The sequence below is a fragment of the Paenibacillus sp. FSL P4-0081 genome (genome assembly GCF_000758565.1).
GTDB lineage: Bacteria > Bacillota > Bacilli > Paenibacillales > Paenibacillaceae > Paenibacillus_AQ > Paenibacillus_AQ phytohabitans.
In genome coordinates, this window is sequence record NZ_CP009280.1 from 791,236 (window position 1) to 815,562 (window position 24,327).

15 protein-coding genes, 3 rRNA genes and 3 riboswitches are annotated in these 24,327 nt (G+C 50.4%); of the genes, 16 read left to right on the forward strand and 2 right to left on the reverse strand.

Translation table 11 applies throughout. The features are described from left to right. Positions 1–94: 94 nt before the first annotated feature. The 12 genes from P40081_RS03535 (at position 95) to P40081_RS03590 (ending at position 17,595) form a co-directional block, all read left to right on the forward strand. On the forward strand, positions 95–2,089 hold the full coding sequence (locus P40081_RS03535) for a glycosyltransferase family 39 protein (RefSeq protein ID WP_042133373.1): 1,995 nt from the start codon (positions 95–97) through the stop codon (positions 2,087–2,089). Further along, a complete protein-coding gene (locus P40081_RS03540) occupies positions 2,086–5,925 on the forward strand; it encodes a phospholipid carrier-dependent glycosyltransferase (protein WP_052421653.1) in 3,840 nt (1,279 codons plus the stop codon). Before P40081_RS03535 ends, P40081_RS03540 begins: the two co-directional genes overlap by 4 nt. An 82-nt stretch (positions 5,926–6,007) precedes the next feature. Next, complete coding sequence (locus P40081_RS03545; RefSeq protein ID WP_076246315.1) at positions 6,008–6,985, forward strand: glycosyltransferase family 2 protein; 978 nt, start codon at positions 6,008–6,010, stop codon at positions 6,983–6,985. Further along, positions 6,975–7,379 carry a GtrA family protein gene (locus tag P40081_RS03550; RefSeq protein ID WP_042133375.1) on the forward strand — a complete coding sequence of 135 codons (405 nt, stop codon included), beginning with the start codon at positions 6,975–6,977 and terminating at the stop codon, positions 7,377–7,379. Before P40081_RS03545 ends, P40081_RS03550 begins: the two co-directional genes overlap by 11 nt. Positions 7,380–7,450: 71 nt before the next feature. Further along, the gene (locus P40081_RS03555) at positions 7,451–8,104 is read left to right on the forward strand and encodes a class D sortase (protein WP_042133377.1); all 654 of its coding nucleotides are present in this window, start codon (positions 7,451–7,453) and stop codon (positions 8,102–8,104) included. 127 nt (positions 8,105–8,231) lie between these two features. Then, positions 8,232–8,312: riboswitch (cyclic di-GMP riboswitch) on the forward strand. Positions 8,313–8,384: 72 nt separating this feature from the next. After that, positions 8,385–8,465: riboswitch (cyclic di-GMP riboswitch) on the forward strand. 32 nt (positions 8,466–8,497) lie between these two features. Further along, positions 8,498–9,289, forward strand: a complete 792-nt coding sequence (locus P40081_RS03560; RefSeq protein ID WP_231575274.1) for a transglutaminase-like domain-containing protein — start codon at positions 8,498–8,500, stop codon at positions 9,287–9,289. 364 nt (positions 9,290–9,653) lie between these two features. Beyond that, positions 9,654–11,211: ribosomal RNA gene (locus P40081_RS03565) — 16S ribosomal RNA — on the forward strand. 335 nt (positions 11,212–11,546) lie between these two features. Further along, positions 11,547–14,475, forward strand: a 23S ribosomal RNA gene (locus P40081_RS03570). 126 nt (positions 14,476–14,601) lie between these two features. Further along, positions 14,602–14,718 (forward strand): 5S ribosomal RNA (gene rrf, locus P40081_RS03575). The 16S, 23S and 5S rRNA genes sit together here, the layout of an rRNA operon. Before the next feature lie 275 nt (positions 14,719–14,993). After that, positions 14,994–15,740, forward strand: coding sequence for an acyl-[acyl-carrier-protein] thioesterase (locus P40081_RS03580; protein WP_042133381.1), 747 nt, complete (start codon positions 14,994–14,996; stop codon positions 15,738–15,740). A gap of 96 nt (positions 15,741–15,836) precedes the next feature. Then, on the forward strand, positions 15,837–16,484 hold the full coding sequence (locus tag P40081_RS03585; protein ID WP_231575392.1) for an RNA polymerase sigma factor: 648 nt from the start codon (positions 15,837–15,839) through the stop codon (positions 16,482–16,484). Between the two features lie 76 nt (positions 16,485–16,560). Next, positions 16,561–17,595 carry a DUF4179 domain-containing protein gene (locus tag P40081_RS03590; RefSeq protein ID WP_197074325.1) on the forward strand — a complete coding sequence of 345 codons (1,035 nt, stop codon included), beginning with the start codon at positions 16,561–16,563 and terminating at the stop codon, positions 17,593–17,595. 76 nt (positions 17,596–17,671) lie between these two features. Here the strand turns inward: P40081_RS03590 and P40081_RS03595 are convergent, their stop codons facing one another. Beyond that, positions 17,672–18,577, reverse strand: a complete 906-nt coding sequence (locus tag P40081_RS03595) for an AraC family transcriptional regulator (RefSeq protein WP_042133385.1) — start codon at positions 18,575–18,577, stop codon at positions 17,672–17,674. Positions 18,578–18,598: 21 nt separating this feature from the next. Further along, positions 18,599–19,048, reverse strand: coding sequence for a tRNA (N6-threonylcarbamoyladenosine(37)-N6)-methyltransferase TrmO (tsaA, locus tag P40081_RS03600; RefSeq protein WP_042133388.1), 450 nt, complete (start codon positions 19,046–19,048; stop codon positions 18,599–18,601). Positions 19,049–19,175: 127 nt separating this feature from the next. Here tsaA and P40081_RS03605 point away from each other — a divergent pair, with 127 nt between their 5' ends. From P40081_RS03605 to P40081_RS03620, 4 genes are all read left to right on the forward strand, one after another. Next, on the forward strand, positions 19,176–21,317 hold the full coding sequence (locus P40081_RS03605; RefSeq protein ID WP_042133389.1) for a DNA topoisomerase III: 2,142 nt from the start codon (positions 19,176–19,178) through the stop codon (positions 21,315–21,317). A gap of 550 nt (positions 21,318–21,867) precedes the next feature. Next, the gene (locus P40081_RS03610; RefSeq protein WP_052421655.1) at positions 21,868–23,121 is read left to right on the forward strand and encodes an MFS transporter; all 1,254 of its coding nucleotides are present in this window, start codon (positions 21,868–21,870) and stop codon (positions 23,119–23,121) included. A 147-nt stretch (positions 23,122–23,268) separates the two neighbouring features. Then, positions 23,269–23,532, forward strand: a complete 264-nt coding sequence (locus P40081_RS03615; protein WP_039310312.1) for a DUF1294 domain-containing protein — start codon at positions 23,269–23,271, stop codon at positions 23,530–23,532. A gap of 50 nt (positions 23,533–23,582) precedes the next feature. Continuing rightward, entirely contained in the window at positions 23,583–24,017 is a 435-nt protein-coding gene (locus P40081_RS03620) for a universal stress protein (RefSeq protein ID WP_042133392.1), read from the forward strand. 162 nt (positions 24,018–24,179) lie between these two features. Continuing rightward, positions 24,180–24,281: riboswitch (purine riboswitch) on the forward strand. Positions 24,282–24,327: the final 46 nt, after the last annotated feature.

The window sequence follows — 24,327 nt, forward strand, 5'->3', positions numbered from 1 at the left end:
ATCCCTCATAAGGAGGCTGCAGCTGGGGTTAACCTCTGCTTTACCCTTTTCTTCATCCAGTATTTAGATTATATTGTTGAAGAGGTGATAAACGTTGTCCGGCTTACTTACGAGAGCTTACAAGTCCTGCATTAACAATCCCTGGCCGTACTTATTGTTTCTGCTGGGGGCAATCGTTCGTATCATATACATAAATTCTATTCCTCCGGGACTGAACCAGGATGAAGCATCTATCGGCTATGATGCTTACGCCATTCTTCACTACGGAATGGACCGCAATGGTGTACATCTGCCCGTTCATCTTATCGCCTGGGGCAGCGGACAGAATGCGCTGTATGCCTACTTGTCCATGCCATTTATTCTGCTGTTTGGCCTGACGCCGCTGTCTGTGCGGGCACTCAGTCTGGTCATGGGCTTACTGGCCATGATTGTCTTCTACCTGATTATGAAACGGCTGTCCGCCTCATCCGGAGCAGGAATCGCTGCCATGTTCTTTATTGCGATCAATCCCTGGCATATTATGATGTCCAGGTGGGCGCTGGAATCGAATCTGTTTCCCACGATGATTCTGATAGCTGTGTACCTTCTGCTAAGATCCTTCGACAATCCGCGATGGTTTTATGCGTTTACCGGCATGCTGGCCCTCTCGCTGTATGCCTATGGAACAGCTTACTTTTTTGTCCCGTTATTTGCGGTTGGTACGGCAATTCTTCTATTGTATAGCAAGATACTTAAGCTCAGGACTCTTGTGTGGAACAGCCTGCTGTTTGCAGCAATGGCCCTGCCTATACTATTATTTATTGTTATTAACCGTTACTCCATGCAGGACATAGCCACTCCATTGTTCACTATTCCCAAGCTTACGATGCCGCGTGTGGAGGAGATTTCATCCGTGTTCAGCGGACAGCTTGGGAGGGCAGCTGCGGATAACTTCAGTGCATTCAGCAAGCTTATGCTTAGCGGGACTGACGGCTTGCCATGGAATTCAATTTCTCCTTATGGCTATGCGTACCCGATCGCGCTTCCCTTTGCGCTGCTGGGGCTGGTTGTCCTCATACATTCGTGGTGGACCAGGCGGCGGGAGAACGCAGGGTATGGAGTGTTGCTGCTCTGGTTCCTGATTGCCGTGCTGATGGCGTTTATTACAAGTGTAAACATCAACCGGATCAATATTATTTTTTATCCGTTCATCATGCTGGTAAGCGCCGGATTTGTGTGGCTTGCGGGGAGAGTCAAGGGAGCTGCCGTATTGGCCGCTGCAGTGTTTACAATATTTTTTGTCCTGTTCTCAAGTGATTATTTCCGTGAGTTCCCCGGCCGGATCGGACCGGCTTTTTATGATTCTTTCGGTGAGGCGGTGCAGTATGCCTCCGAACACAGCCCGGGAGAAATCTATATTACCAATAATGTGAATATGCCCTACATTTATGTGCTGTTCTATGAGCGGATCAATCCGCAAGACTTCCAGGATTCCGCCGTTTACGCCAATCCGGGAGAAGCTTTCCAGCGTGTATCCTCCTTTGGGAGATACAGATTTGACGATTTGAACATGGTGCCTGCAAATGCCGCATATATCTTTGGGAATAGCTCTCCGCTTCCTGCGGCAAGTACAGAATATACAGTTAAGCGTTTCGCCAACTACAGCGTAATGCTTACTAAAGACAAAGCGGACGGGCTTCCGGCAGCTCCGGAGGTTCCCGCTGCTGAATTTAGGAACGGGGGGTTTGAAGAAGGGACTTCGGGCTGGACATTCTCTGCGGGAGCGGGAGTGGCTGACAATAAGCCTTACGCCGGAACTAGGCTGGCTTATCTTGATGCGGGAGCTGACAGAAGCGTGTCACAGGTTTTTGCCGCGGCAGCCGGTGACTACAAGCTATCCGCAATGGTTAGTGCAGGCGGCAGCGGCGGCGGGAAGATCGGAATCCGTGCAGCCGGCACTGTGCTGGCAGAAGCCGAACTGCAGGCGGGGGAAGATTATCATCAGGTTACACTTCCTGCGGTCACGCTGGAGCAGGGGATGCAGGCAGAAGTTTACATAACCGGCGGTAACGGCTGGATTAACATTGACGAGGTGAGGGTGGAACGATGACCAAGAATACACGTGCGGCGGCAACCGTTATACTGATGCTCTTATTATTTATTCTTCCTGTAACAAACGTTTATGCTGAGGGGAATTTACTGCAGAATCCGGGTTTTGAGGATGGGGAGGACGGTGCGCCTGCCAGCTGGAGCAAAGATATGTGGATCTCGGGCGATGCCTCCGGTCTGCTGTCCGTTCAGTCCGAGGATGTTCACTCCGGCAGCAAGGCGGCAGTCATTGAGAACCTTGAACCCAATCACCTGAAGTGGGTACAGACGGTTGCCGTCTCGCCGGACAGCTACTATAAGATCTCGGGTTATGTCAAAATAGTCAGTACAGCAGGCGGGGGAATGGGTGCTAATATATTCCCGGTCGGAATTGGCGGCGGTTATCCCGCCACCCAGGATACAGCTGGCGAATGGCAGCATCTCGAGTTCATCGGCCAGACCGGCAAAGAGCAGACCGAGATCGGGATAGGTGCTGCCCTGGGCGGATATGCCAACCTGATTCAGGGCAAGGCCTATTTCGATGATCTGTCCGTAGAACAGCTGGATGCTGCTCCGGAAGGCGCGAACATTGTATCGCTGGACAGCGGGGCACCGGCGGCCGGGGCGGATGCGGGCGGCGGGAGCCAGCCGGCAGAAACACCGCATAAGGTGTCACCTGCCAAGCTGCTGCTGATATCGGCAGTGTTCAGTGTGTTCTTTGCTCTTTTATATCACAGAGCCTTCAGCAGTAAACGCCTGCTGAACCAGCAGGATGTGATCTATACACGCTGGCTGTATGTCCTGTTTGGTGTAGCATTCATTCTGCGGATCTGGATTGGCCTGACTGCGCAGGGCTATCAGAATGATATGAATACATTCATGGCTTGGAGCCATCGTCTGACAGACCTTGGTCCGGGCAAGTTCTATGAAGAAGGCTATTTCGCGGATTACCCCCCAGGCTACTTGTATGTGCTGTACCTGCTGAGTCTGCTCCGCGGATTGTTTAATTTTGCGGGCGGGTCAGGCGCAGAGACTGTGCTATATAAGCTGCCGGCCATCATCTCCGACCTCGTGCTCGGCTGGATCATCTACAAGGGCGCACGTGCCAAGATCGGACCCGGACTTGCGATCGGGCTGATGATGCTGTTCCTGTTTAACCCGGCAGTGCTGATGGACTCTGCAGCGTGGGGACAAGCAGACTCCTTCTTCCTCATCTTCCTGCTGCTCAGCATAATGGGAGTAGTGGATAGAACCTTTGTACGCGCAGCGATCTTTTTCGCCATTGCCACACTGATCAAACCGCAGGCGCTGATTTTCACACCGGTCCTGATCTTTGCCTTCTATCATCACCGTGCCTGGAAGCAGCTTGCTCTGGGCGCTGTCTACGGACTGGGAATATTTGCTCTGCTCGCAGCCCCGTTCTTCTGGAATAACGGCGGTTTTGCCGGAGTGATTGATTTATATAAGAGCACTTTATCTTCTTATCCGTATTCTACAGTTAATGCATTCAATCTTTATGCTTTGACGGATCCGATGTGGTCAGCGCTTGATGTCACCTGGCTCGGCATACCTTACCGCATATGGGGCTTTATTTTCATACTTGTAGCGGTAGCTCTTGCAGCTTATTATTCCTTCAATACCAAGGACCGCAAGGATCTTTCTAAATCGTATTTCCTCGGCATGGTGCTGATCACGGTTGTCTTTGTATTTGGCACCAAAATGCATGAACGCTACCTGTATCCTGTTCTGCTCCTGTCTCTATTCACCTTCATTGAGAGCAAGGACCGGCGTTTCCTGACACTGTTTCTCGGATTCTCGCTGACTCAATATATTAATGTAGGCTATACGCTGGCCTATCTCAATACCGGCAGCAATCCGCCGACAGACGGAATTGTCCTGGTTACAGCGATTACTACCGTAGTTCTGGCATTATATCTGCTGTATGTTGGGTACGATGTATATATCCGCAAAGCAACAAAGCTCCTGCCAGAGCCTGTTACAACGCAGGCTGCATTTGAAGCAGATGTGCGGCTTGCAGAGGGGATTCAGCCCCTTGCCAAGCAAGAACGGCGTTCCCCGCTGAAGCTGCAGCGCAGAGATTGGATCTGGATGATCGCGATCACGGTACTCTATGGAGCGCTTGCGCTTTATCATCTGGGGGACAACAAGTCGCCTGAAACCCTGTGGGAGCCTGCCGCCAGCGGCGAGAGCTTCTATGTGGATCTGGGGCAGGCCCACCAGCTGGAGCGGGTAAATATCTTCGGCGGTGTCGGCACAGGCAAGTTTCAGCTGGAGTTCAGCCAGACTCCGGATAATTGGAGCAGCCCGCTTGATGTGAGCGAGGATGTCGGCAATGTCTTCATATGGAAAAGCCAGCCGCTGAACGTATCGGCAAGATACGTCAAGCTGACAGTCACCTCTCCGGGCTTCACCCTGAATGAAGTGGCTTTCTATGGCCAGGAGGCACCGAAGACGCCTCTGCAAATTGCCGGTGTTACACCGGATGCCGCTGCGGCCCCCAAAAGAGGGACGCCGGCCAATCTGTTCGATGAGCAGTCCATAATCCCGGAGAACTCGAATTTCATGAACAGTACGTATTTTGATGAAATCTATCATGCGCGGACAGCTTATGAACATTATCATGATATTGTCCCTTATGAGAATACGCACCCGCCGCTTGGCAAGCTGCTGATCGGTGCAGGCATGGAGCTGTTTGGCGTCAATCCGTTTGGCTGGCGTATCATCGGCACCCTGTTCGGCATTGCAATGCTGCCGCTGATCTATATCATGGCGATGCGGCTGTTCCGGAAGACTACCTATGCTGCATTAGCAGCCGGACTGTTCGCGCTGGACTTCATGCATTTCACCCAGACACGCATTTCAACGATTGATGTATACGGCGTATTCTTCATTATGCTGATGTTCTATTTCATGCAGCGGTATTATACGATGAACTTCTACCGTATGCCGCTGCGCACAACGCTGGTTCCGCTGTTCTGGTCCGGACTGTTCTTCGGAATCGGAGTTGCTTCCAAGTGGATTGTTCTCTACGGAGGGGCAGGACTTGCGGTGATGCTGGCACTGGCGCTGTTTGAGCGGTATAGGGAGTATAAGGCTGCAGGCCGTCTGCTGGCTGAGGGCAAGCTGACCGGTCAGGAGCTCAAAGCTGCCTGCCGGACAGCGGACCAATCCTTCTGGAAGAACACCATCATCACTTTGGCCAGCTGCATCGTATTTTTCATTGCTATCCCGGTTATCATCTATAGCCTGTCCTTTGTCCCGGCGCTCTCTGCTTCGGCGGAAGGCTTCACCATTAAGGGACTGATTGATGCCCAGAAAAATATGTACAACTATCACAGCCAGCTTGTAGCAACGCATCCGTTCGCCTCCTCCTGGTGGGAGTGGCCGTTCATGAAACGTCCGGTCTGGTTCTTCAGCGGCGGTGAAGGCTTGCCGGAAGGTAAGGCCAGCAGTATCGTGACCATGGGGAATCCCCTCATCTGGTGGACAGGAATCTTCGCTATGCTGGCAGCCGTGTGGCTTACCGTGAAACGCAGGGACAAGAATCTGTACATGATCTGGATCGGGTTCTTCTCACAGTATGTCCCGTGGATGCTTGTGCCGCGTGAGACGTTCCTGTACCATTATTTTGCGATGGTGCCATTTATGATTCTGTCGGTTGTCTATATCCTGAAGCTGCTTGACAGCAGATTCGGCGACGCCAAATATCTGCGGTATGCCTACGTGGCTGCTGCAGCCATCCTGTTTGTAATGTTCTATCCGGTGTTGTCCGGAATGCAGGTTAACAGCAGTTATATAAATACTGTACTGCGCTGGTTCCCTTCCTGGGTATTCTAGGGGGCACTATTTAAGAAGGCATATGTTTCAGAAGACAGTTTTATTGCGGGGTATCTCGTAGAAACTTATAGGAGGAACTAAGGTGAAAGCCAGATACAGTGTAATTGTCCCCATGTTCAATGAGGAGGAAGTCATTCAGGTAACCTATGAGCGGCTCAAAAAAGTAATGGATGGTTGCGGTGATTCCTATGAACTGGTTTTCGTCAATGACGGCAGCCGGGACCGCACGGCGGAGATCATGCGCGAGATCAGCAGCCGGGATGAGCATGTCAAGCTGATCGACTTCTCCCGTAATTTCGGCCACCAGGTGGCGATTACGGCTGGTATGGATTATGCCGAAGGCCAGGCAGTCGTGGTGATTGACGCAGATCTCCAGGATCCTCCTGAGGTTATTCTGCAGATGATTGCCAAGTGGAAAGAGGGCTACGAAGTCGTGTATGCCAAGCGGTTGAAGCGTCACGGGGAGACTTTCTTCAAGAAAGTCACCGCTAAGATCTTTTACCGCCTGCTCAGCAGTATGACCAGTGTTGAAATCCCTACCGATACCGGGGACTTCCGGCTGATCGACCGTAAAGTCTGTGATGTGCTGCGCGGTCTGAAGGAGAAGAACCGGTATGTCCGGGGTCTGGTAAGCTGGGTAGGCTTCCGGCAGACCATGGTAGAATATGTGCGGGAGGAGCGCTTTGCCGGGGAAACGAAATATCCGCTCAAGAAAATGATCCGGTTTGCGCTCGACGGCATCACCTCCTTTTCCCACAAACCGCTCAAAATCGCATCCTATATCGGATTCTTTCTGTCCTTTTCCAGCTTCATCTATCTGTTCCTGGTATTGTTCCAAAAAATCTTTACCTCCTGGACCGTACCCGGATGGGCATCTATAGTCGGCGTGAACCTGCTCTTCAACGGGATTGTGCTGATGCTGCTGGGGGTAATTGGTGAGTATATCGGACGGATCTATGATGAGTCGAAGGACAGACCGCTCTATATTGTACGTGAGACCAAAGGCTATCCGGATGCGGAAATAGAAGACACGCGGAAGGAAAGCGATTATGCCAGATAAGAAATGGAGTGCGGGGTTCATCCAGTTCCTGAAATTCAATGCGGTAGGCCTGCTGAATACACTGATTGATTTTGCTGTATTCACACTGCTGCATTCCCTTGGGATGATCAACACCCCTGCGCAGATTATTTCCTACAGCGCCGGTACGGCCAACAGCTTCTTCTGGAACAAAAAGGTAACCTTCCGTGATCGGGACAGAGGCAATAAAGAGGGCTTCGACCGGATGCAGCTGATCAGGTTTATCGTGCTGAATCTGTTGGTGCTGGGTATATCGGTGCTGCTGATTCATATATTGACCGATTCTCTCGGTATTCAAGTGCTGGTCGCCAAAGTGCTGGTCACATTTGTTACGGTGATCATTAATTTCTTCGGAAGCCGGAAATGGGTATTCTGATAATTAAGAAGCATTGCTTCTTAATTATTCCGGAAGGGTAACATCTATTCTATATTACGGAGGCGATTGTCATGCGGAAATTATCCTATTTGATTATACTTGCCGGGGTGCTTATTATGCTCTATCCCAAAGGAAGCGAATGGTACAATGACCGTCAGCAGCAAAAGCTGCTGGAAGAGGCTGAACAGGCCTACAGTGAAATCGTTCCGTCTGCGTCAGCTCCGGCCAGTGCTGATCTAAGTAAGCCTTACGCGGAAGTAACCCAGCTGCTGGCGGATGAGTCGGCTGCGGAAGAGCCAGAACCCTCTGCTGCGCCTGAGATTGAAGTCGGAGGCAAGGTGATGGCAATCATCGAAATCGACAAAATAGATCTGAAGCTGCCTGTCCTGGAAGGCGCCACCAAGGCGAATATGAAGCATGCTGCTGCGCATATGAAGGAGACGGCTCCGCTTGGCTCTGCTGGGAATGCTGCAATTGCAGCGCATAGATCAAGAACTACGGGAAGGCTATTCAACAGATTGAATGAAGTTGGAGTCGGGGACACTATTTCCGTTACAACCGGCAAGCAGGCATACAATTATGTAGTTTATGATGTGACTATTGTGGAACCAACCGATGTATCCGTATTGAAAGGGAATAAGGATGACAAGATTCTAACACTCATTACTTGTGATCCGCTGGTGAATCCAACGCATAGACTTATCATTCACGCAAAGTTATCGTGATGTTTGTAGAATAATGACGGAAAAACTTAAAATACTTAAAATTTTTATTTGTTTTCGCGGAAATCTAGTGATTTAGGTCTTGATAATAGAAATAGATATGGTAAGATATAACTATACAAAGCTAATACACGATAAACGGCAAACCTATCGAAAGGTAGGGACGCAAAGCTAGAGGGCCTTCCCGTAAGGATGGCAGCCAGCTACCGAATGAAGAGGCTTTTTTGTTTGTTCTTATTGTGAATCTAGCATTTTATGGTAGAAGCAAGGACAGATAAAGCTTATACGATAACGGCAAACCTATCGAAAGGTAGGGACGCAAAGCTAAAGGGCCTTCCCGTAAGGATGGCAGCCAGCTACCGAAAGGGGTTTTATCCAATGAAGAAGTTCTATTTAATGTTGGTTACACTATTCGTAGTGGTTACGTCGGTGCAGACAGGTACAGCTCAAGCTGCTAATGCAGATGCAAGCTGGTTGAACATAGGTCAACTTGATCAGGGTGTTATCGGAGTTTCTTATAATGTTCCTAAGGATAAGAAGATTAAGCTGATGATCACCAAAGATAATAACAGCTACACCTACAACTTATACACTTCCAAACCAACTGAAACATTCCCGCTTCAACAAGGTAACGGTTCATACAAGGTTTCCGTACTTGAGAACACTAACGGCAACAAATACAAAGTAATCTCTTCCGAGACGGTAGATCTTAGCCTGAGCAACGCCAACGCCGTATATCTGAGCTCCGTACAGAATGTTAAATGGAGTTCTTCCGATAAAGCAGTTCTGAAAGCAACACAGCTTACACAAGGTTTGACATCAGATGAAGACAAAGTGAAGGCTATCTATAATTATATCGTAGCCAATGTGAAATATGATTATTCCCTGGCTTCCAGTGTTACTACAGATTACATCCCTAACAACGACAGCACCTTGGCTACCAAGAAGGGGATCTGCTACGATTACGCTTCCTTGTTCGCTACTATGCTTCGCAGTGAAGGCATTCCTACCAAACTGGTTATGGGTAACACAAGTTATGTGACTTCTTACCACGCTTGGAATGAAGTGTTCCTTAATGGCAAATGGGTAACTATTGATACTACAGTTGATGCTGGACTTGCCAAGAACAGCAAAACAGCAGATCTGGTTAAAGTAGCAAGTAAATATACTGCAGCTAAGTTCTACTAAGAGCACAGATGCATTCATAGTTTCATTGAGGATAACCCGCTTAGTAATTAAGCGGGTTATTTTTATTTTGGAAAAGGTTGCTTTTTGGTAGAGAGATAGGGTATTATAAATAAGCGTTGTTGGAGCGGCAAACTTAATAAGAAATGGCTTAAATAAGTGATTTCAAAATAAAGCTTGCATTACTCGAATGAACGTGATATATTATAAGAGTTGCTGGTGACGCGGTAGTCGGCGCTGACAACGAGCTTGATCTTTGAAAACTGAACAACGAGTGAGTATCGGAAATCACGAAAGTGACTTCCAAAATAGAGAATGAAAATTCTCGTCAGATGTTTCAAAATGAGCAATCGCTCTTTCTAAATACAATTTGGAGAGTTTGATCCTGGCTCAGGACGAACGCTGGCGGCATGCCTAATACATGCAAGTCGAGCGGAGTTTGAATGGAAGCTTGCTTCCATTCATGCTTAGCGGCGGACGGGTGAGTAACACGTAGGCAACCTGCCCTCAAGACTGGGATAACTACCGGAAACGGTAGCTAATACCGGATAATTTCTTTCCTCTCCTGAAGAGAGAATGAAAGGCGGAGTAATCTGCCACTTGGGGATGGGCCTGCGGCGCATTAGCTAGTTGGTGGGGTAACGGCTCACCAAGGCGACGATGCGTAGCCGACCTGAGAGGGTGAACGGCCACACTGGGACTGAGACACGGCCCAGACTCCTACGGGAGGCAGCAGTAGGGAATCTTCCGCAATGGGCGAAAGCCTGACGGAGCAATGCCGCGTGAGTGATGAAGGTTTTCGGATCGTAAAGCTCTGTTGCCAGGGAAGAACGTCCGGTAGAGTAACTGCTACCGGAGTGACGGTACCTGAGAAGAAAGCCCCGGCTAACTACGTGCCAGCAGCCGCGGTAATACGTAGGGGGCAAGCGTTGTCCGGAATTATTGGGCGTAAAGCGCGCGCAGGCGGTCATTTAAGTCTGGTGTTTAAACCTTGGGCTCAACCTGGGGTCGCACTGGAAACTGGGTGACTTGAGTACAGAAGAGGAAAGTGGAATTCCACGTGTAGCGGTGAAATGCGTAGATATGTGGAGGAACACCAGTGGCGAAGGCGACTTTCTGGGCTGTAACTGACGCTGAGGCGCGAAAGCGTGGGGAGCAAACAGGATTAGATACCCTGGTAGTCCACGCCGTAAACGATGAGTGCTAGGTGTTAGGGGTTTCGATACCCTTGGTGCCGAAGTTAACACAGTAAGCACTCCGCCTGGGGAGTACGGTCGCAAGACTGAAACTCAAAGGAATTGACGGGGACCCGCACAAGCAGTGGAGTATGTGGTTTAATTCGAAGCAACGCGAAGAACCTTACCAGGTCTTGACATCCCGATGAAAGCATTAGAGATAGTGCCCCTCTTCGGAGCATCGGAGACAGGTGGTGCATGGTTGTCGTCAGCTCGTGTCGTGAGATGTTGGGTTAAGTCCCGCAACGAGCGCAACCCTTGACTTTAGTTGCCAGCAGGTAGTGCTGGGCACTCTAGAGTGACTGCCGGTGACAAACCGGAGGAAGGTGGGGATGACGTCAAATCATCATGCCCCTTATGACCTGGGCTACACACGTACTACAATGGCCGGTACAACGGGAAGCGAAACCGCGAGGTGGAGCCAATCCCAGCAAAGCCGGTCTCAGTTCGGATTGCAGGCTGCAACTCGCCTGCATGAAGTCGGAATTGCTAGTAATCGCGGATCAGCATGCCGCGGTGAATACGTTCCCGGGTCTTGTACACACCGCCCGTCACACCACGAGAGTTTACAACACCCGAAGTCGGTGGGGTAACCCGCAAGGGAGCCAGCCGCCGAAGGTGGGGTAGATGATTGGGGTGAAGTCGTAACAAGGTAGCCGTATCGGAAGGTGCGGCTGGATCACCTCCTTTCTATGGAGAATCGTCACCTGCAACGGTGACATTCAAATCGGAAGCGTAAGCTTCCACAACTCAGGTTTAGGCCTGTTACTCACTCGTTGGTCAGTTTTGAGAGTTCAAACTCTCAAGTAAGACACTTGATCCTTGAAAACTGGATACCGAAACGAATTTGCGTTTTAGAACATCTTTTAGCTGAAACTTGTGTAAGCAAGTTGAAATAGTTATTAGTGCAGAACGAAGGTTTTCGATTGTGCAGCGACCTTTGGCTTTGAATGTGTTGGTGAATGGAGCAATCCATGAGCGGCATTCAAAACAAGATGAGCAAGCAAGCGAAACACCGGAGTGACGGTTAAGCTAATAAGAGCACACGGAGGATGCCTAGGCGCCAGGAGCCGACGAAGGACGTGGCGAACAACGAAACTGCCTCGGGGAGCTGTAAGCAAGCTTTGATCCGGGGGTGTCCGAATGGGGAAACCCAGCTGTGGTAATTCGCAGTTACTCGTATCTGAATACATAGGATACGCAGAGGCAGACCAGGGGAACTGAAACATCTAAGTACCCTGAGGAAGAGAAAACAATAGTGATTCCGTCAGTAGCGGCGAGCGAACGCGGAACAGCCTAAACCAAGGGGCTTGCCTCTTGGGGTTGTGGGACGTCTCACATGGAGTTACAAAGGAATATGGTAGGCGAAGAGGTCTGGAAAGGCCCGCGATAGAGGTAAAAGCCCTGTAGCCTAAACTGTGTTCTCTCCGAGACGGATCCCGAGTAGTGCGGGGCACGTGAAACCCCGTATGAATCCAGCAGGACCATCTGCTAAGGCTAAATACTACCTGGCGACCGATAGTGAAACAGTACCGTGAGGGAAAGGTGAAAAGCACCCCGGAAGGGGAGTGAAATAGAACCTGAAACCGTGTGCTTACAAAAAGTCAGAGCCCGATCTATGGGTGATGGCGTGCCTTTTGTAGAATGAACCGGCGAGTTACGTTTAACATGCAAGGTTAAGGTGAGAAGCCGGAGCCGCAGCGAAAGCGAGTCTGAATAGGGCGATTGAGTATGTAGACGTAGACCCGAAACCGTGTGATCTACCCCTGTCCAGGGTGAAGGTGCGGTAACACGCACTGGAGGCCCGAACCCACGCATGTTGAAAAATGCGGGGATGAGGTGGGGGTAGCGGAGAAATTCCAATCGAACTCGGAGATAGCTGGTTCTCCCCGAAATAGCTTTAGGGCTAGCCTCGGTGAATGGAGTGGTGGAGGTAGAGCACTGATTGGGTGCGGGGCCCGCAAGGGTTACCAAGCTCAGTCAAACTCCGAATGCCATTAACTTCTTGCCGGGAGTCAGACAGTGAGTGCTAAGATCCATTGTCAAAAGGGAAACAGCCCAGACCATCAGCTAAGGTCCCCAAGTGTGTGTTAAGTGGGAAAGGATGTGGAGTTGCACAGACAACCAGGATGTTGGCTTAGAAGCAGCCACCATTGAAAGAGTGCGTAATAGCTCACTGGTCGAGTGACTCTGCGCCGAAAATGTAACGGGGCTAAACACACCACCGAAGCTATGGCTAGATACTTTGTATCTGGGGTAGGGGAGCGTTGTATGCAGGTTGAAGGTGTACCGTAAGGAGCGCTGGACAGCATACAAGTGAGAATGCCGGTATGAGTAACGAAAAGATCAGTGAGAATCTGATCCGCCGAAAGCCCAAGGTTTCCTGAGGAAGGCTCGTCCGCTCAGGGTAAGTCGGGACCTAAGGCGAGGCCGAAAGGCGTAGTCGAAGGACAACAGTTTGAAATTACTGTACCACCGTAATCCGCTATGAGCGATGGGGTGACGCAGGAGGGTAGTGACGCGGACTGATGGATATGTCCGTCTAAGCAGTGAGGCTGATGTGTAGGCAAATCCGCACATCGATAAGGCTGGGCTGTGATGGGGAGCGAAAATTGTAGTAGCGAAGGTCATGATCTCACACTGCCAAGAAAAGCCTCTAGCCAGGAGAAGGTGCCCGTACCGCAAACCGACACAGGTAGGCGAGAAGAGAATTCTAAGGCGCGCGGAAGAACTCTCGTTAAGGAACTCGGCAAAATGACCTCGTAACTTCGGGAGAAGAGGTGCCTCGGTAGGGTGAATAGCCCGAGGGGGCCGCAGTGAAAAGGCCCAAGCGACTGTTTAGCAAAAACACAGGTCTGTGCGAAGCCGCAAGGCGAAGTATACGGGCTGACGCCTGCCCGGTGCTGGAAGGTTAAGGGGAGTGGTTAGGAGCAATCCGAAGCTGTGAACCGAAGCCCCAGTAAACGGCGGCCGTAACTATAACGGTCCTAAGGTAGCGAAATTCCTTGTCAGGTAAATTCTGACCCGCACGAATGGCGTAACGACTTGGGCGCTGTCTCAACGAGAGATCCGGTGAAATTTTAATACCTGTGAAGATGCAGGTTACCCGCGACAAGACGGAAAGACCCCATGGAGCTTTACTGCAGCTTGATATTGAATTTGGGTACGATCTGTACAGGATAGGTGGGAGCCGTTGAGGCAGGAGCGCAAGCTTCTGCGGAGGCGCCGTTGGGATACCACCCTGATCGTATCTAGGTTCTAACCTAGTGCCCTAATCGGGTACGGGGACCGTGTCAGGCGGGCAGTTTGACTGGGGCGGTCGCCTCCTAAAGAGTAACGGAGGCGTTCAAAGGTTCCCTCAGAATGGTTGGAAATCATTCGCAGAGTGCAAAGGCATAAGGGAGCTTGACTGCGAGACCTACAAGTCGAGCAGGGACGAAAGTCGGACTTAGTGATCCGGTGGTACCGCATGGAAGGGCCATCGCTCAACGGATAAAAGCTACCCTGGGGATAACAGGCTTATCTCCCCCAAGAGTCCACATCGACGGGGAGGTTTGGCACCTCGATGTCGGCTCATCGCATCCTGGGGCTGAAGTAGGTCCCAAGGGTTGGGCTGTTCGCCCATTAAAGCGGTACGCGAGCTGGGTTCAGAACGTCGTGAGACAGTTCGGTCCCTATCTGTCGTGGGCGCAGGAAATTTGAGAGGAGCTGTCCTTAGTACGAGAGGACCGGGATGGACGTACCGCTGGTGCATCAGTTGTTCCGCCAGGAGCATGGCTGAGTAGCTACGTACGGACGGGATAAGCGCTGAAAGCATCTAAGCGTGAAGCCCCCCTCAAGATGAGATTTCCCAACTAGTAAGACCCCTTGAAGACGACGAGGTAGATAGGTTGGAGGTGGAAGTGCAGCAATGCATGGAGCTGACCAATACTAATCGGTCGAGGGCTTATCCAAATTCTTAGAGCGCAGATTCGTTTCGGATTCAGTTTTCAGGTGATCAAGCCTGTACGCCATGAAATTCATTCACACGTCCGTGATGAACCGAATTTCAAGCGGCAGCGTCTGTTTCACAGACGCATGTTTGGTGGCGATAGCGGAGGGGTTCCACGCGTACCCATCCCGAACACGACCGTTAAGCCCTCCAGCGCCGATGGTACTTGGACCGAAGGGTCCTGGGAGAGTAGGACGCCGCCAAGCACATGAAGCCATTGTTGAGTAATCGACAATGGCTTTTTTGTGTCCTTTAGAGAATAGTATTACAATTACTTAGGGCCCTATTTCTGGTACTGCTTGTGCATTTTGTGCATAGCTTGTGTATAATTCGGTGGTAAATAGAAAGAAATGAAAACTTATACACATGTGGATAGATTATATTTTTTAACAATTACTCCCCAATTCATGTGGATATCATATTAGATAATGTGGATACAACAGAGGGAATTGTGGATGAATGCGTAAAGGAGCGTAAAGTTATGGACAAGCACGGCAACCTTTTGTGGACAGAGGAATTTATGGTTCATGCAAGTGACACTGATTTTCGGTCAAGAGGCAAGCTCTCCTTTCTTCTTGATATTATGCAGCGTGCTGCGGATTCGGCTGTAAGCAGCCTGGGTCTAAGTATTGATACAATGCTTAATGCAAGAATGGGCTGGATGGTTATCACACTCGATCTGGATCTTCGACGTTTACCGTCGCCTAACGAGCTTCTTAATGTGCGTACCTGGAGTAAAGGAAACAAAGGAGCGCTCTGGCAGCGGGATTATCGGATTTTTGATAGTAATGCTGTAGAACTGGCGGCGGCACGCTCAATCTGGGCACTTGTGGATATGGATAAGCGAAAGATCCTTCGTCCTTCAGCCCTTCCCATTGCTGTAGAGCCTTTTCTGGAGGATTCGGTAGGAAGCCTCCCGGACAAAGTAGTGATTCCCGCTGATCTTTCTCTGCAGGAAGCCTATCGCTATCAAGTAAGGTATAGCGGGCTCGATAACAACGGGCACCTTAACAATGCAAGGTATGTAGATTTATGCTGCGATGCGCTGACTTTGGAGGAATGGGAAGAGCTGGAGCTTACCGGTCTTCACATAACCTATGCGCAGGAAGCCCAGTATGGTGAGGAAATTAGCATTTTACGGTCTTCGCGGACTGAAGAAGGAATATATGTACGCGGCCAAGGCGGCGACAAGGTGTTTTTTGAAGCTTGTCTAAGGTTTGAGAGATAAACCTTTAACAAGAACAGTCTTAAATGTAATATCTTCTTATGGCAGCCACTCTGTTTTCAGAGAACTGCCTTTTTTTCGTATCCGGCCCATTTCGTGATGTCACAAATAAGCAGTTGGCATTCGTTATACAGGTGTAAAAGGAAAATGGAGGTGATTCTTTTGGAGCAAGGCAACCCCGGGGGCCAAGTGAATCCAAAACGAATTGAAGAAGCAATTGATAAGGTGCGTGCAGGTGAAAAGCATGCTTTTACTTCAGTGATAACTGCATATGAACGGCAAATATATACATATTGCTATTATATTTTGAGGAGCCGTGAAGAAGCAGAGGATGCTGTGCAGGATATATTTGTGAAGGTGTATCAGGAGCTTGGGCGTTATGAGAAGCGTGTCTCTTTTTCAGCGTGGTTATATAAGGTAGCTTATCATCATTGCCTGGACCAGCTTCGCAGGAATAAGCGCCGCAACCGATTAATGTCACTTTATAAATTGCAGCTGGTACGGGAAGCTCCTGAGTCTCCAGACGATTCGCCTGTGGACAGAATATTCGGAGACCTAACTTCGGAGGAGCGCAGTTTGTTGATCCTGCGTGTCATTGAACAATACAGCTTCGAAGAAATTGCGCAAATTACCGGGAGGAGTTCAGCGGCGCTCCGCAAGAAGTATGAACGGCTCCGGAGAAAACTGATCCAGCAAAAAGCGAACGAAGGAGGATGCACTCGTGGAGAAGTGGCAGAATCAAACTGAGAAGCAAATGTTGGAGCAGATTCGCAGCAGCATCGGAAAGGTTCAATTCCCTGTGGACAGCTATAATGAGCAAATTATGAACCGTATTGAGCATATGGAGATAAAAAGAGGCGGTAAATTGTTTAAAAAGACGTTAGCATCCGCATGTGTGGCCGTAATGATCGGGTTAGGTACAGTAACAGCAGGATTCATCTCCCCTGTGTGGGCCGATACATTGAGTCAATTCCCCGTATTCAGCAGTATATTCAAGCACATGGAGGACCCTGGTTTGAAATTGGCGGCGGAAAAGGGCCTGACTACTTCACCTAACATGAGCGTTACAAAGGATGGAGTTACATTAAGTGTTATAGAAGTATTTTATGACGGTACCCGTTTGGCTTTTGGATTTAAAAGAGAGGGAGTTATGGATGAACGGGTTCAGGCGCAAATTACTGATCATAAAACCCATGATTTTGATCAATCGACCAAAGGGATGGTGGGCTGGCCGGTCGTTACCCTGCCATCAGGGGAGCCTGTGAGCTTCGGCTCCGCTTCAACAGGTGACGTACATGGACAACCTCATACTCTTCTATTAGAGCTGAATAATCTGCGGAACACAGCAGCCTTAGGAGACGAATTCAAGGTGGATATCCAGGTGCCTGTTGCTCAGATCGCAGAGCCTTTCGAGTTCCAGGTAACGGTGAAGAAGGTAACGGAGGGGATAATCAACCTTACTCCGGATCAAGGTGCAAGCAGGGGCTCCTTCCATTATAGAGTCAAGAACCTCGACATCACACCTGTTACCATGAGGTTGATCATAACCAGTGAAGGAGAAGTGCCTGCCTCACCGGAGCAGACAGGAGAATATGCTCCAACTGAGGTATTCTATGAGCTTGTGGATGATGCCGGCAATGTGATCAATCCCCGGCAGATGGGGTATGGGATGGGCAAAGCACTTCGGCATCCTATTCTGGATAATATATATGACGTCTTCCCGCAAAAACCAAAGACGGTTACGGTTAGACCGTATACTTGTACTTTTGATAGTGAATTCAATCTCTTGCTGGATGGTAATGGTGATAGGTTAAAAACTTATTATAAAGAACTTGAGACCACTATAGTAATTCCTTAAATCAGAAAATTAGTTATGTGTAAAATGAACTGTATTCTTGTCCGCGTCTGCTCTGCAGAGGCGGACTTGTTTGTATTCAAAGCAAAGTTAAAGGAATGTAGATCTCACTTACCGAGTCCGGATTATCCGGGCCAAGATAACCTGCACCGTAATATTCAAATTCATAAGTGAGGTTTAGGCGATAATCAGTTCCGGGCAGAAATACGCCATATATATATTTGTATGTAGCGGAGACTTCTGCTGAGGGACCTTTATGCAGAAATTTAAGATAACGCGCTGGTGGCAGGATGTGGACGGGAAGATTGCTATCTGCTTGTCCTCTGTTTGCCCGAAATGTAGTGCCGGATGGTAAAGGCGATGATGCGTTCAACTCACAGGCACAGAGAAAAGAGATGCCGCTATCCTCATAGTTATCCGGCCAATAACCAAGCTGATAATACCTCTCCGGAAGCTTACGGCAGGGAATAGAGGCGATACCGCTGAATAGCTGTTCCCAAGCTGCACCTATAATAGAAGGATCGTTGTTAACCGTAATAAACGGTCCCTGAAGTCTGATTTCCCCAAGCTCAATGATTTCCGGAGATCCGGTGTTGTGGACAGTCCAGTGCGGCAGATCCATTCCCCGTATAGGATGCAGCAGCAGAGGGATGTCCGGATTTGATTTTTGGCGGAGACAGGTGGGGGTGGTATGGAGCAATCTTTTGAAGGCACGGGTGAAGGTCTCATAATCGTTAAAGGAATAATCCAGCGAAATATCCTGGAAGCTGCGGTCAGGCGTTCTCAGAATCTCACGTGCAGCCTCGGAAATTCGACGTCTTGCGATATAGTCGCCGGGTGTCAGCCCGGTAACCCCCTGGAACAGCCGGATAAAATGATACAGCGAGTAACCGCTCACTCTGGAGAGGGTCAGGACAGACAATGGTTGCTTCAGATTGGATTCAATGTACTCAATCGCTTGCAGAATAAGCTTGCAGTTAGTCATGAGCGCTCTCCTCGTAATAGTTTACTCTAGAGCCCACTCCCCCCAGGAGGCAGCCCATACAGGAACCCTGACATGGCGGACACGGTCGGTAGCAGGAAAATAGGCTTTGATATCGAGCACAGGCGTCCCCGGATAGGCATCCAGTCCGGTAACCTCAACAATTCCCTGTTCAACATCAACGGACACAATTTCGGCCACAGAAAGGCCAATAGGATTAGGGCGTACGGGAGAACGTGTGGCAAATACACCCGTTACCGGAGCCTCATATGGAGGCTCAATCTGCGTAGTACGCCGGAAGGCATTGTCTGCAAATTCATGAATCCACCAGAGAATCTGGCAGTGGCTGAAATCAGCCAGCCCCTTCAAGGCAGGTCTGTATTGAGGTTTAATCTCGAGACGCAGGTTGTGCTGTGATCCGGATACGGATACTACACCTACTGATATAACATTATACGGTTCTGTTGTGAGCATTGGCTGTGACTCCTTTCGGCTGGGGAATAATTCTAGTTTATCTGAAATGAAGTGAAATCAGCCTGATGATATTTGCGGTCTTTTATCCCGTGGTATAATAAATTGTTGATATGGAGGGGAGAGAATTATGAAGGTACTGGTACTGGCGGAGAAGCCATCGGTTGCCCGGGAGATTGCCCGGGTGCTGGGCTGCGGAAATAAGCAAAAGAGCTATATGGAGGGGCCGAAATATGTGGTTACCTGGGCTTTGGGGCATCTGGTTGGCCTGGCTGAGCCTGAGGACTATAACAATAAATATGCTACCTGGGCGTTGGAGGATTTGCCGATTCTTCCGGAGAAGGCCAAGCTGAAGGTGCTGCGGGAGACCAGCCAGCAATACAAAGCGGTACAACAGCTGATGAAACGGCAGGATATTGAGGAGCTGATCGTTGCGACGGATGCTGCGCGTGAGGGTGAGCTGCTGGCACGCTGGATCATGAATGTGGCTGGGTGGAAGAAGCCGTTCAAGCGGCTATGGATTTCCTCGCAGACAGATAAGGCGATTAAAGAAGGCTTCGCCGCGCTTCGGCCGGGCAAGGACTTCGACCGGTTGTATGAGTCTGCCCGCTGCCGAGCAGAGGCGGATTGGATGATCGGGCTGAACATTACACGCGCCTTAACCTGTAAGTTCGGTGCGCCGCTCTCGGCAGGACGTGTACAGACACCTACGCTTGGCATGATTATGGACCGGGAAAATGAAATTACGGGCTTCCGTTCCCAGGAATACGATCAGCTGACTGCCGATTTCGGCAATTTCCAGGCGGGATGGCGTGCGCAGGGCGGGGACGGGCGGATTTTTGATAGAGACAAGACGGGTATCCTGAAGGAGAAGCTGACCGGCCGCAGCGGACGGATTACCAAGGTGCACAAAAGCGAGAAAAGCGAACCCCATCCGCTGGCCTATGACCTGACGGAGCTGCAGCGGGATGCAAACCGTAAATTTGGCTTTTCGGCCAAACAAACCTCAAGCCTGCTGCAAAAACTGTATGAACAGCATAAGCTGGTTACTTATCCGCGTACGGACAGCCGCTACCTGACTGCCGATATGACCGGTACGCTAAAAGAAAGATTGGACAGCGTAGCAGTCGGACCGTATGCGGCCCTCGCTAGACCGCTACTGCGCAAAACGCTGCTGGTTACGAAACGGATTGTTGACGACAGTAAGGTCAGTGACCATCACGCAATTATTCCAACAGAGCAGACGGTATTGCTTAATCTGTTAAGTGCAGAAGAACGGAAGCTGTATGATCTGATTGTACGGCGGTTCATCAGCCTGTTCTATCCACCGGCACGTTATGATGCAGTGGCTGTGACGGTGAGCGTGGAGGGAGAAACGTTCCAGGTTAAAGGCACTACGGTTAAGGACGCGGGCTGGCGCGAAGTCTATGGCGGGGATATGAGCTCGGATGAGGAGGATGAGAACGCGGGCGACGAGCCTGCAGCGGGCAGTGTGAAGCTGCCGGAACTGCGGGAGGGCGACAGCGTGAAAATTGAGCGCTGCATCATCAAGCCCGGCCGGACGCAGCCGCCGAAGCGTTATAATGAAGCTTCGCTGCTGACGCAGATGGAGAAGTACGGGCTGGGAACACCGGCAACCCGTGCGGATATCATCGAGAAGCTGGTCAGCTCGGATACGATTGAGCGGCAGGGTAATCTGCTGCATCCGACCGGCAAAGGCAAGCAGCTGATCGGACTGGTCTCAGGACAGCTGCGCACTCCGGAGCTTACGGCACGCTGGGAAGCGGAGCTGGAGAAGATCGCGCGCGGGCAAGGGCGTCCGGAGCCTTTTCTGCAGGGCATCCGCAGTATGGCCCAGGAGCTGGTGTCCGGGGTCAAGAACAGCGGGGCGGAATACAAGCCGCATAATGTCTCTAACAGCCATTGTCCGGAATGCGGGACAAGAATGCTGGAGAAGAAGACCAAACGCGGTAAGCTGCTGGTCTGCCCCAAAGAGGACTGCGGCTATACCCGGGCAGGGGAGAAGCAGTTGTCGAACCGCCGCTGTCCGCAGTGCCATAAGAAGATGGAGCTTAAGGAAGGCAAGGCAGGGATGTATGTGCAGTGCCTCGGCTGCGGGATTACGGAGACGATGGATAAGGACCACAAACATATCAACAAACGTGAACAGCAGAAGCTGGTCCAGCAGTACAGCAAGCCGGAAAGCGCCGGCGGCTCTAACCTTGGTGAATTGTTGAAGGCAGCGATGGAAGCCAAGCAGAAGGGGAAATAAAAAAGCCTAAAGTGTAAGGGCAACAGTGCATTAAATGAAGTGAGTGACTTAAATGAAGTGAGCAACAAACTAAGAGCCAAGATACAAACGAAGATACAAACGGAGATAGAACAAAGATAAAACGAAGATGAAACAAAGATAAAACAAAAAACAAGCCAAGAAACAAGCCAAGAAACAAGCCAAGATACAAACGAAGATACAAGCCAAGATAAAACCCAAGATACAAACGAAGATACAAACGAAGATACAAACCAAGATACAAGCGTAAGACTAGTTAACGTAAGAGCAGCATGTTTATTCTAAGCTCTGTTATATAGAAGTTAGTTTCCCTTCCAGAGAGGGAATGCTTCGAGAACAACAAGACTGCCGGAGCATCCGGTGGTTTTGTTGTGTTTATGGAAAAATAGGATACGGCTGGTGTGAAACTGCAGATTAAGTGTAATGTTACTTTACGAAGGCTGTCCAAGGGGCGGCAGATATGTTTTACTTAGGAGATTGAAGCTGGAAGGGCTATTAGGGTTCCGGCAAATATAGTGGAGCGGGTGATGAAGTGGCGGCGGCTAAGCAACAAGAGGATCAAATTCAATCGGTACAAGGCTCAGGCAAGAGGGGGGGCAGCCGGTTTTTCTTTTTGGTGATTGTCTTTATGTTCTGGTTCTCTTCTTATATCTATGTGCCTGTGTTGTCTCCGTATGTCGAGCATCTGGGAGCTTCATATGTCATGGTAGGAGCGGTGCTGGGCGTATACGGCCTGATGCAGATTCTGTTCCGGTTGCCGATCGGGATCGGTTCGGATTATCTTAACCGGCGGCGGCCGTTTATTTATCTGGGGCTGATCGCCAGCGGAGCAAGCTGTCTGCTGTTCCTGGCTGGTGCACATCCGGGCTGGGCGCTGGCTGCACGTGCCGTCTCAGGGATTGCGGCCTCTGCGTGGGTCGTGTACTCGGTGATGTTCGCGGGGTATTTTCCGAAAGAAGAGGCTGGTAAAGCGATGGGCATGCTGCAGTTCACGACGGTTATTGCCCAATTGACCAGTATGATGATCAGCGGCTATATGGTCGATCACTGGGGCTGGAACACTCCGTTTATTATCGGTGGGATTGTGGCGGCGGCTGCGCTGCTGCTTGCACTACGTCTGCCTGAACAGAAGCAGGAGAAGCGGAATGCGATTCAGATAAAAGATCTTGCCGGAGTAGTCCGGGAACCGCTGCTGGTCAAGGTCTCGCTTTTGTCCGTGCTGGCACATTGTGTACTGTTCATTACGATGTTCGGCTATACGCCGAATCAGGCGCTGGATATCGGTGCGAGCAAAGAGAGTCTCGGCTGGCTGACGCTGGCTTTCATGCTGCCGCATGCGATTGCCACACTGTACGGCTCACGTCTATTCGGCAAATGGCTTGGGGACCGGGGGACGTTAATGCTGGGTTTTGCCGGGAGTGCGGTATTCACGCTGCTGATTCCCTCTATGCCTACTCTAGCCGCTCTCTGTGCAACGCAGATTGGGAACGGCTTCATGCAGGGTCTTATTTTCCCGCTGCTGCTGGGTAAATCGGTGTCGGGAGTCGCTCCGTTCAAACGGGCAACGGCTATGGGCTTCTATCAGGCGGTGTATGCCATAGGGATGTCAGGGGGACCATTTGTTGCAGGATGGATGAGTGCGGCGTATGGACTGACCGGCGGTTTCTGGCTTGGCGGAATTGCGGCGCTGCTTGCTGCAGTGTTGTCCTGGCTATGGATCAGAGAGGCCGGGGAACCGGGCACAGGGAGCAGACAAGAGCGGCGGATACTTGGCAGGCAGGGTTAGGTTTATTGTAATAGAAGGGGTCCCCGCAAAGTACCTGAGTGATCACCTGCGCCAAAACCTCACTTTGTGGGGGAACTTATTGGTTTTTTGCCGAAAAGGGTAATATAATAGAGAGTAGATAGGATGCAAGGAGGAGGGGCCGGAAGGATGGTCAAGGTTGTATTGCTGTGGTTCGCACTGATCAATATTATCGGGTATGTAGTGATGTCGGAAGACAAGAACAAGGCCCGCAAAAGACGGGATCGGGTGCCGGAGAAAACACTGTTTCTGCTCGCGTTCATGGGCGGCGCGCTGGGTGTGCTGATTGCCATGTACCGCAAGCGCCACAAGACGAGGCATACTTCCTTCAGGATTGGAATTCCGCTGCTGCTGCTGCTGAATATCCTGCTGTATGGATATTTTTTGAGTTAAGTTTCTTGTAGTTTGGCTAAGGCTGTACACAATAGAAAGAGGTGGCGTATATGTTATTCTCTAAAATTTTGCTAGCCTATGACGGTTCGAAGGCTTCCAATCAGGCATTGGAACGTGCGATTGAACTGGCCAAGGTAACTCCAGGGTCCTCCCTGTACGTCGTACACGCATTTGAATTCCCGCGGTTCTTCATCGGGGAAGCTCTCGCGCCTCTGCCGGCATCAGTGAACAAGGATTATTATGACCTCGCGGTCCAGACTACGGATGAAGTGAAAAGCCGGCTGGAAGCCGAAGGCCTGAACGCTACTGTAGAATTGCTGCAGGGATCGCCTGCCGAAGTGATTCTGGCTTATGCCAAAGAGCACACGGTGGATGTCATCGTTATCGGCAGCCGCGGGCTTGGCGGAATCCGGGAGTTCGTTCTGGGCAGCGTCAGCCACAATGTAGTGCAAAGCGCGCGCATTCCGGTGCTGGTTGTTAAATAATAGAGATACTTGCAGAGGAGCGCTTAGGCGTTCCCCTTTTTTTCTGCGGAGATGGCCGGAATAGGCGGAATAAGAAAATTAAATGTGCCCAAAAGCGAACATTTGAGAGACATGATATGACAATGTTCGTGTTTAAGTTGACACGAAGTGTAGGGCATTGTTAAACTGAACCTATGAAGAGCTCGTATAAAACCGGGGATAGGGCCCGGAAGTTTCTACCCGGTAACCGTAAATTGCCGGACTACGAGGAAATAGGATGACTGAAACGGCCAGCCGCCGCCGCATATACCGGGGGTGTGCTCTGCGCCGG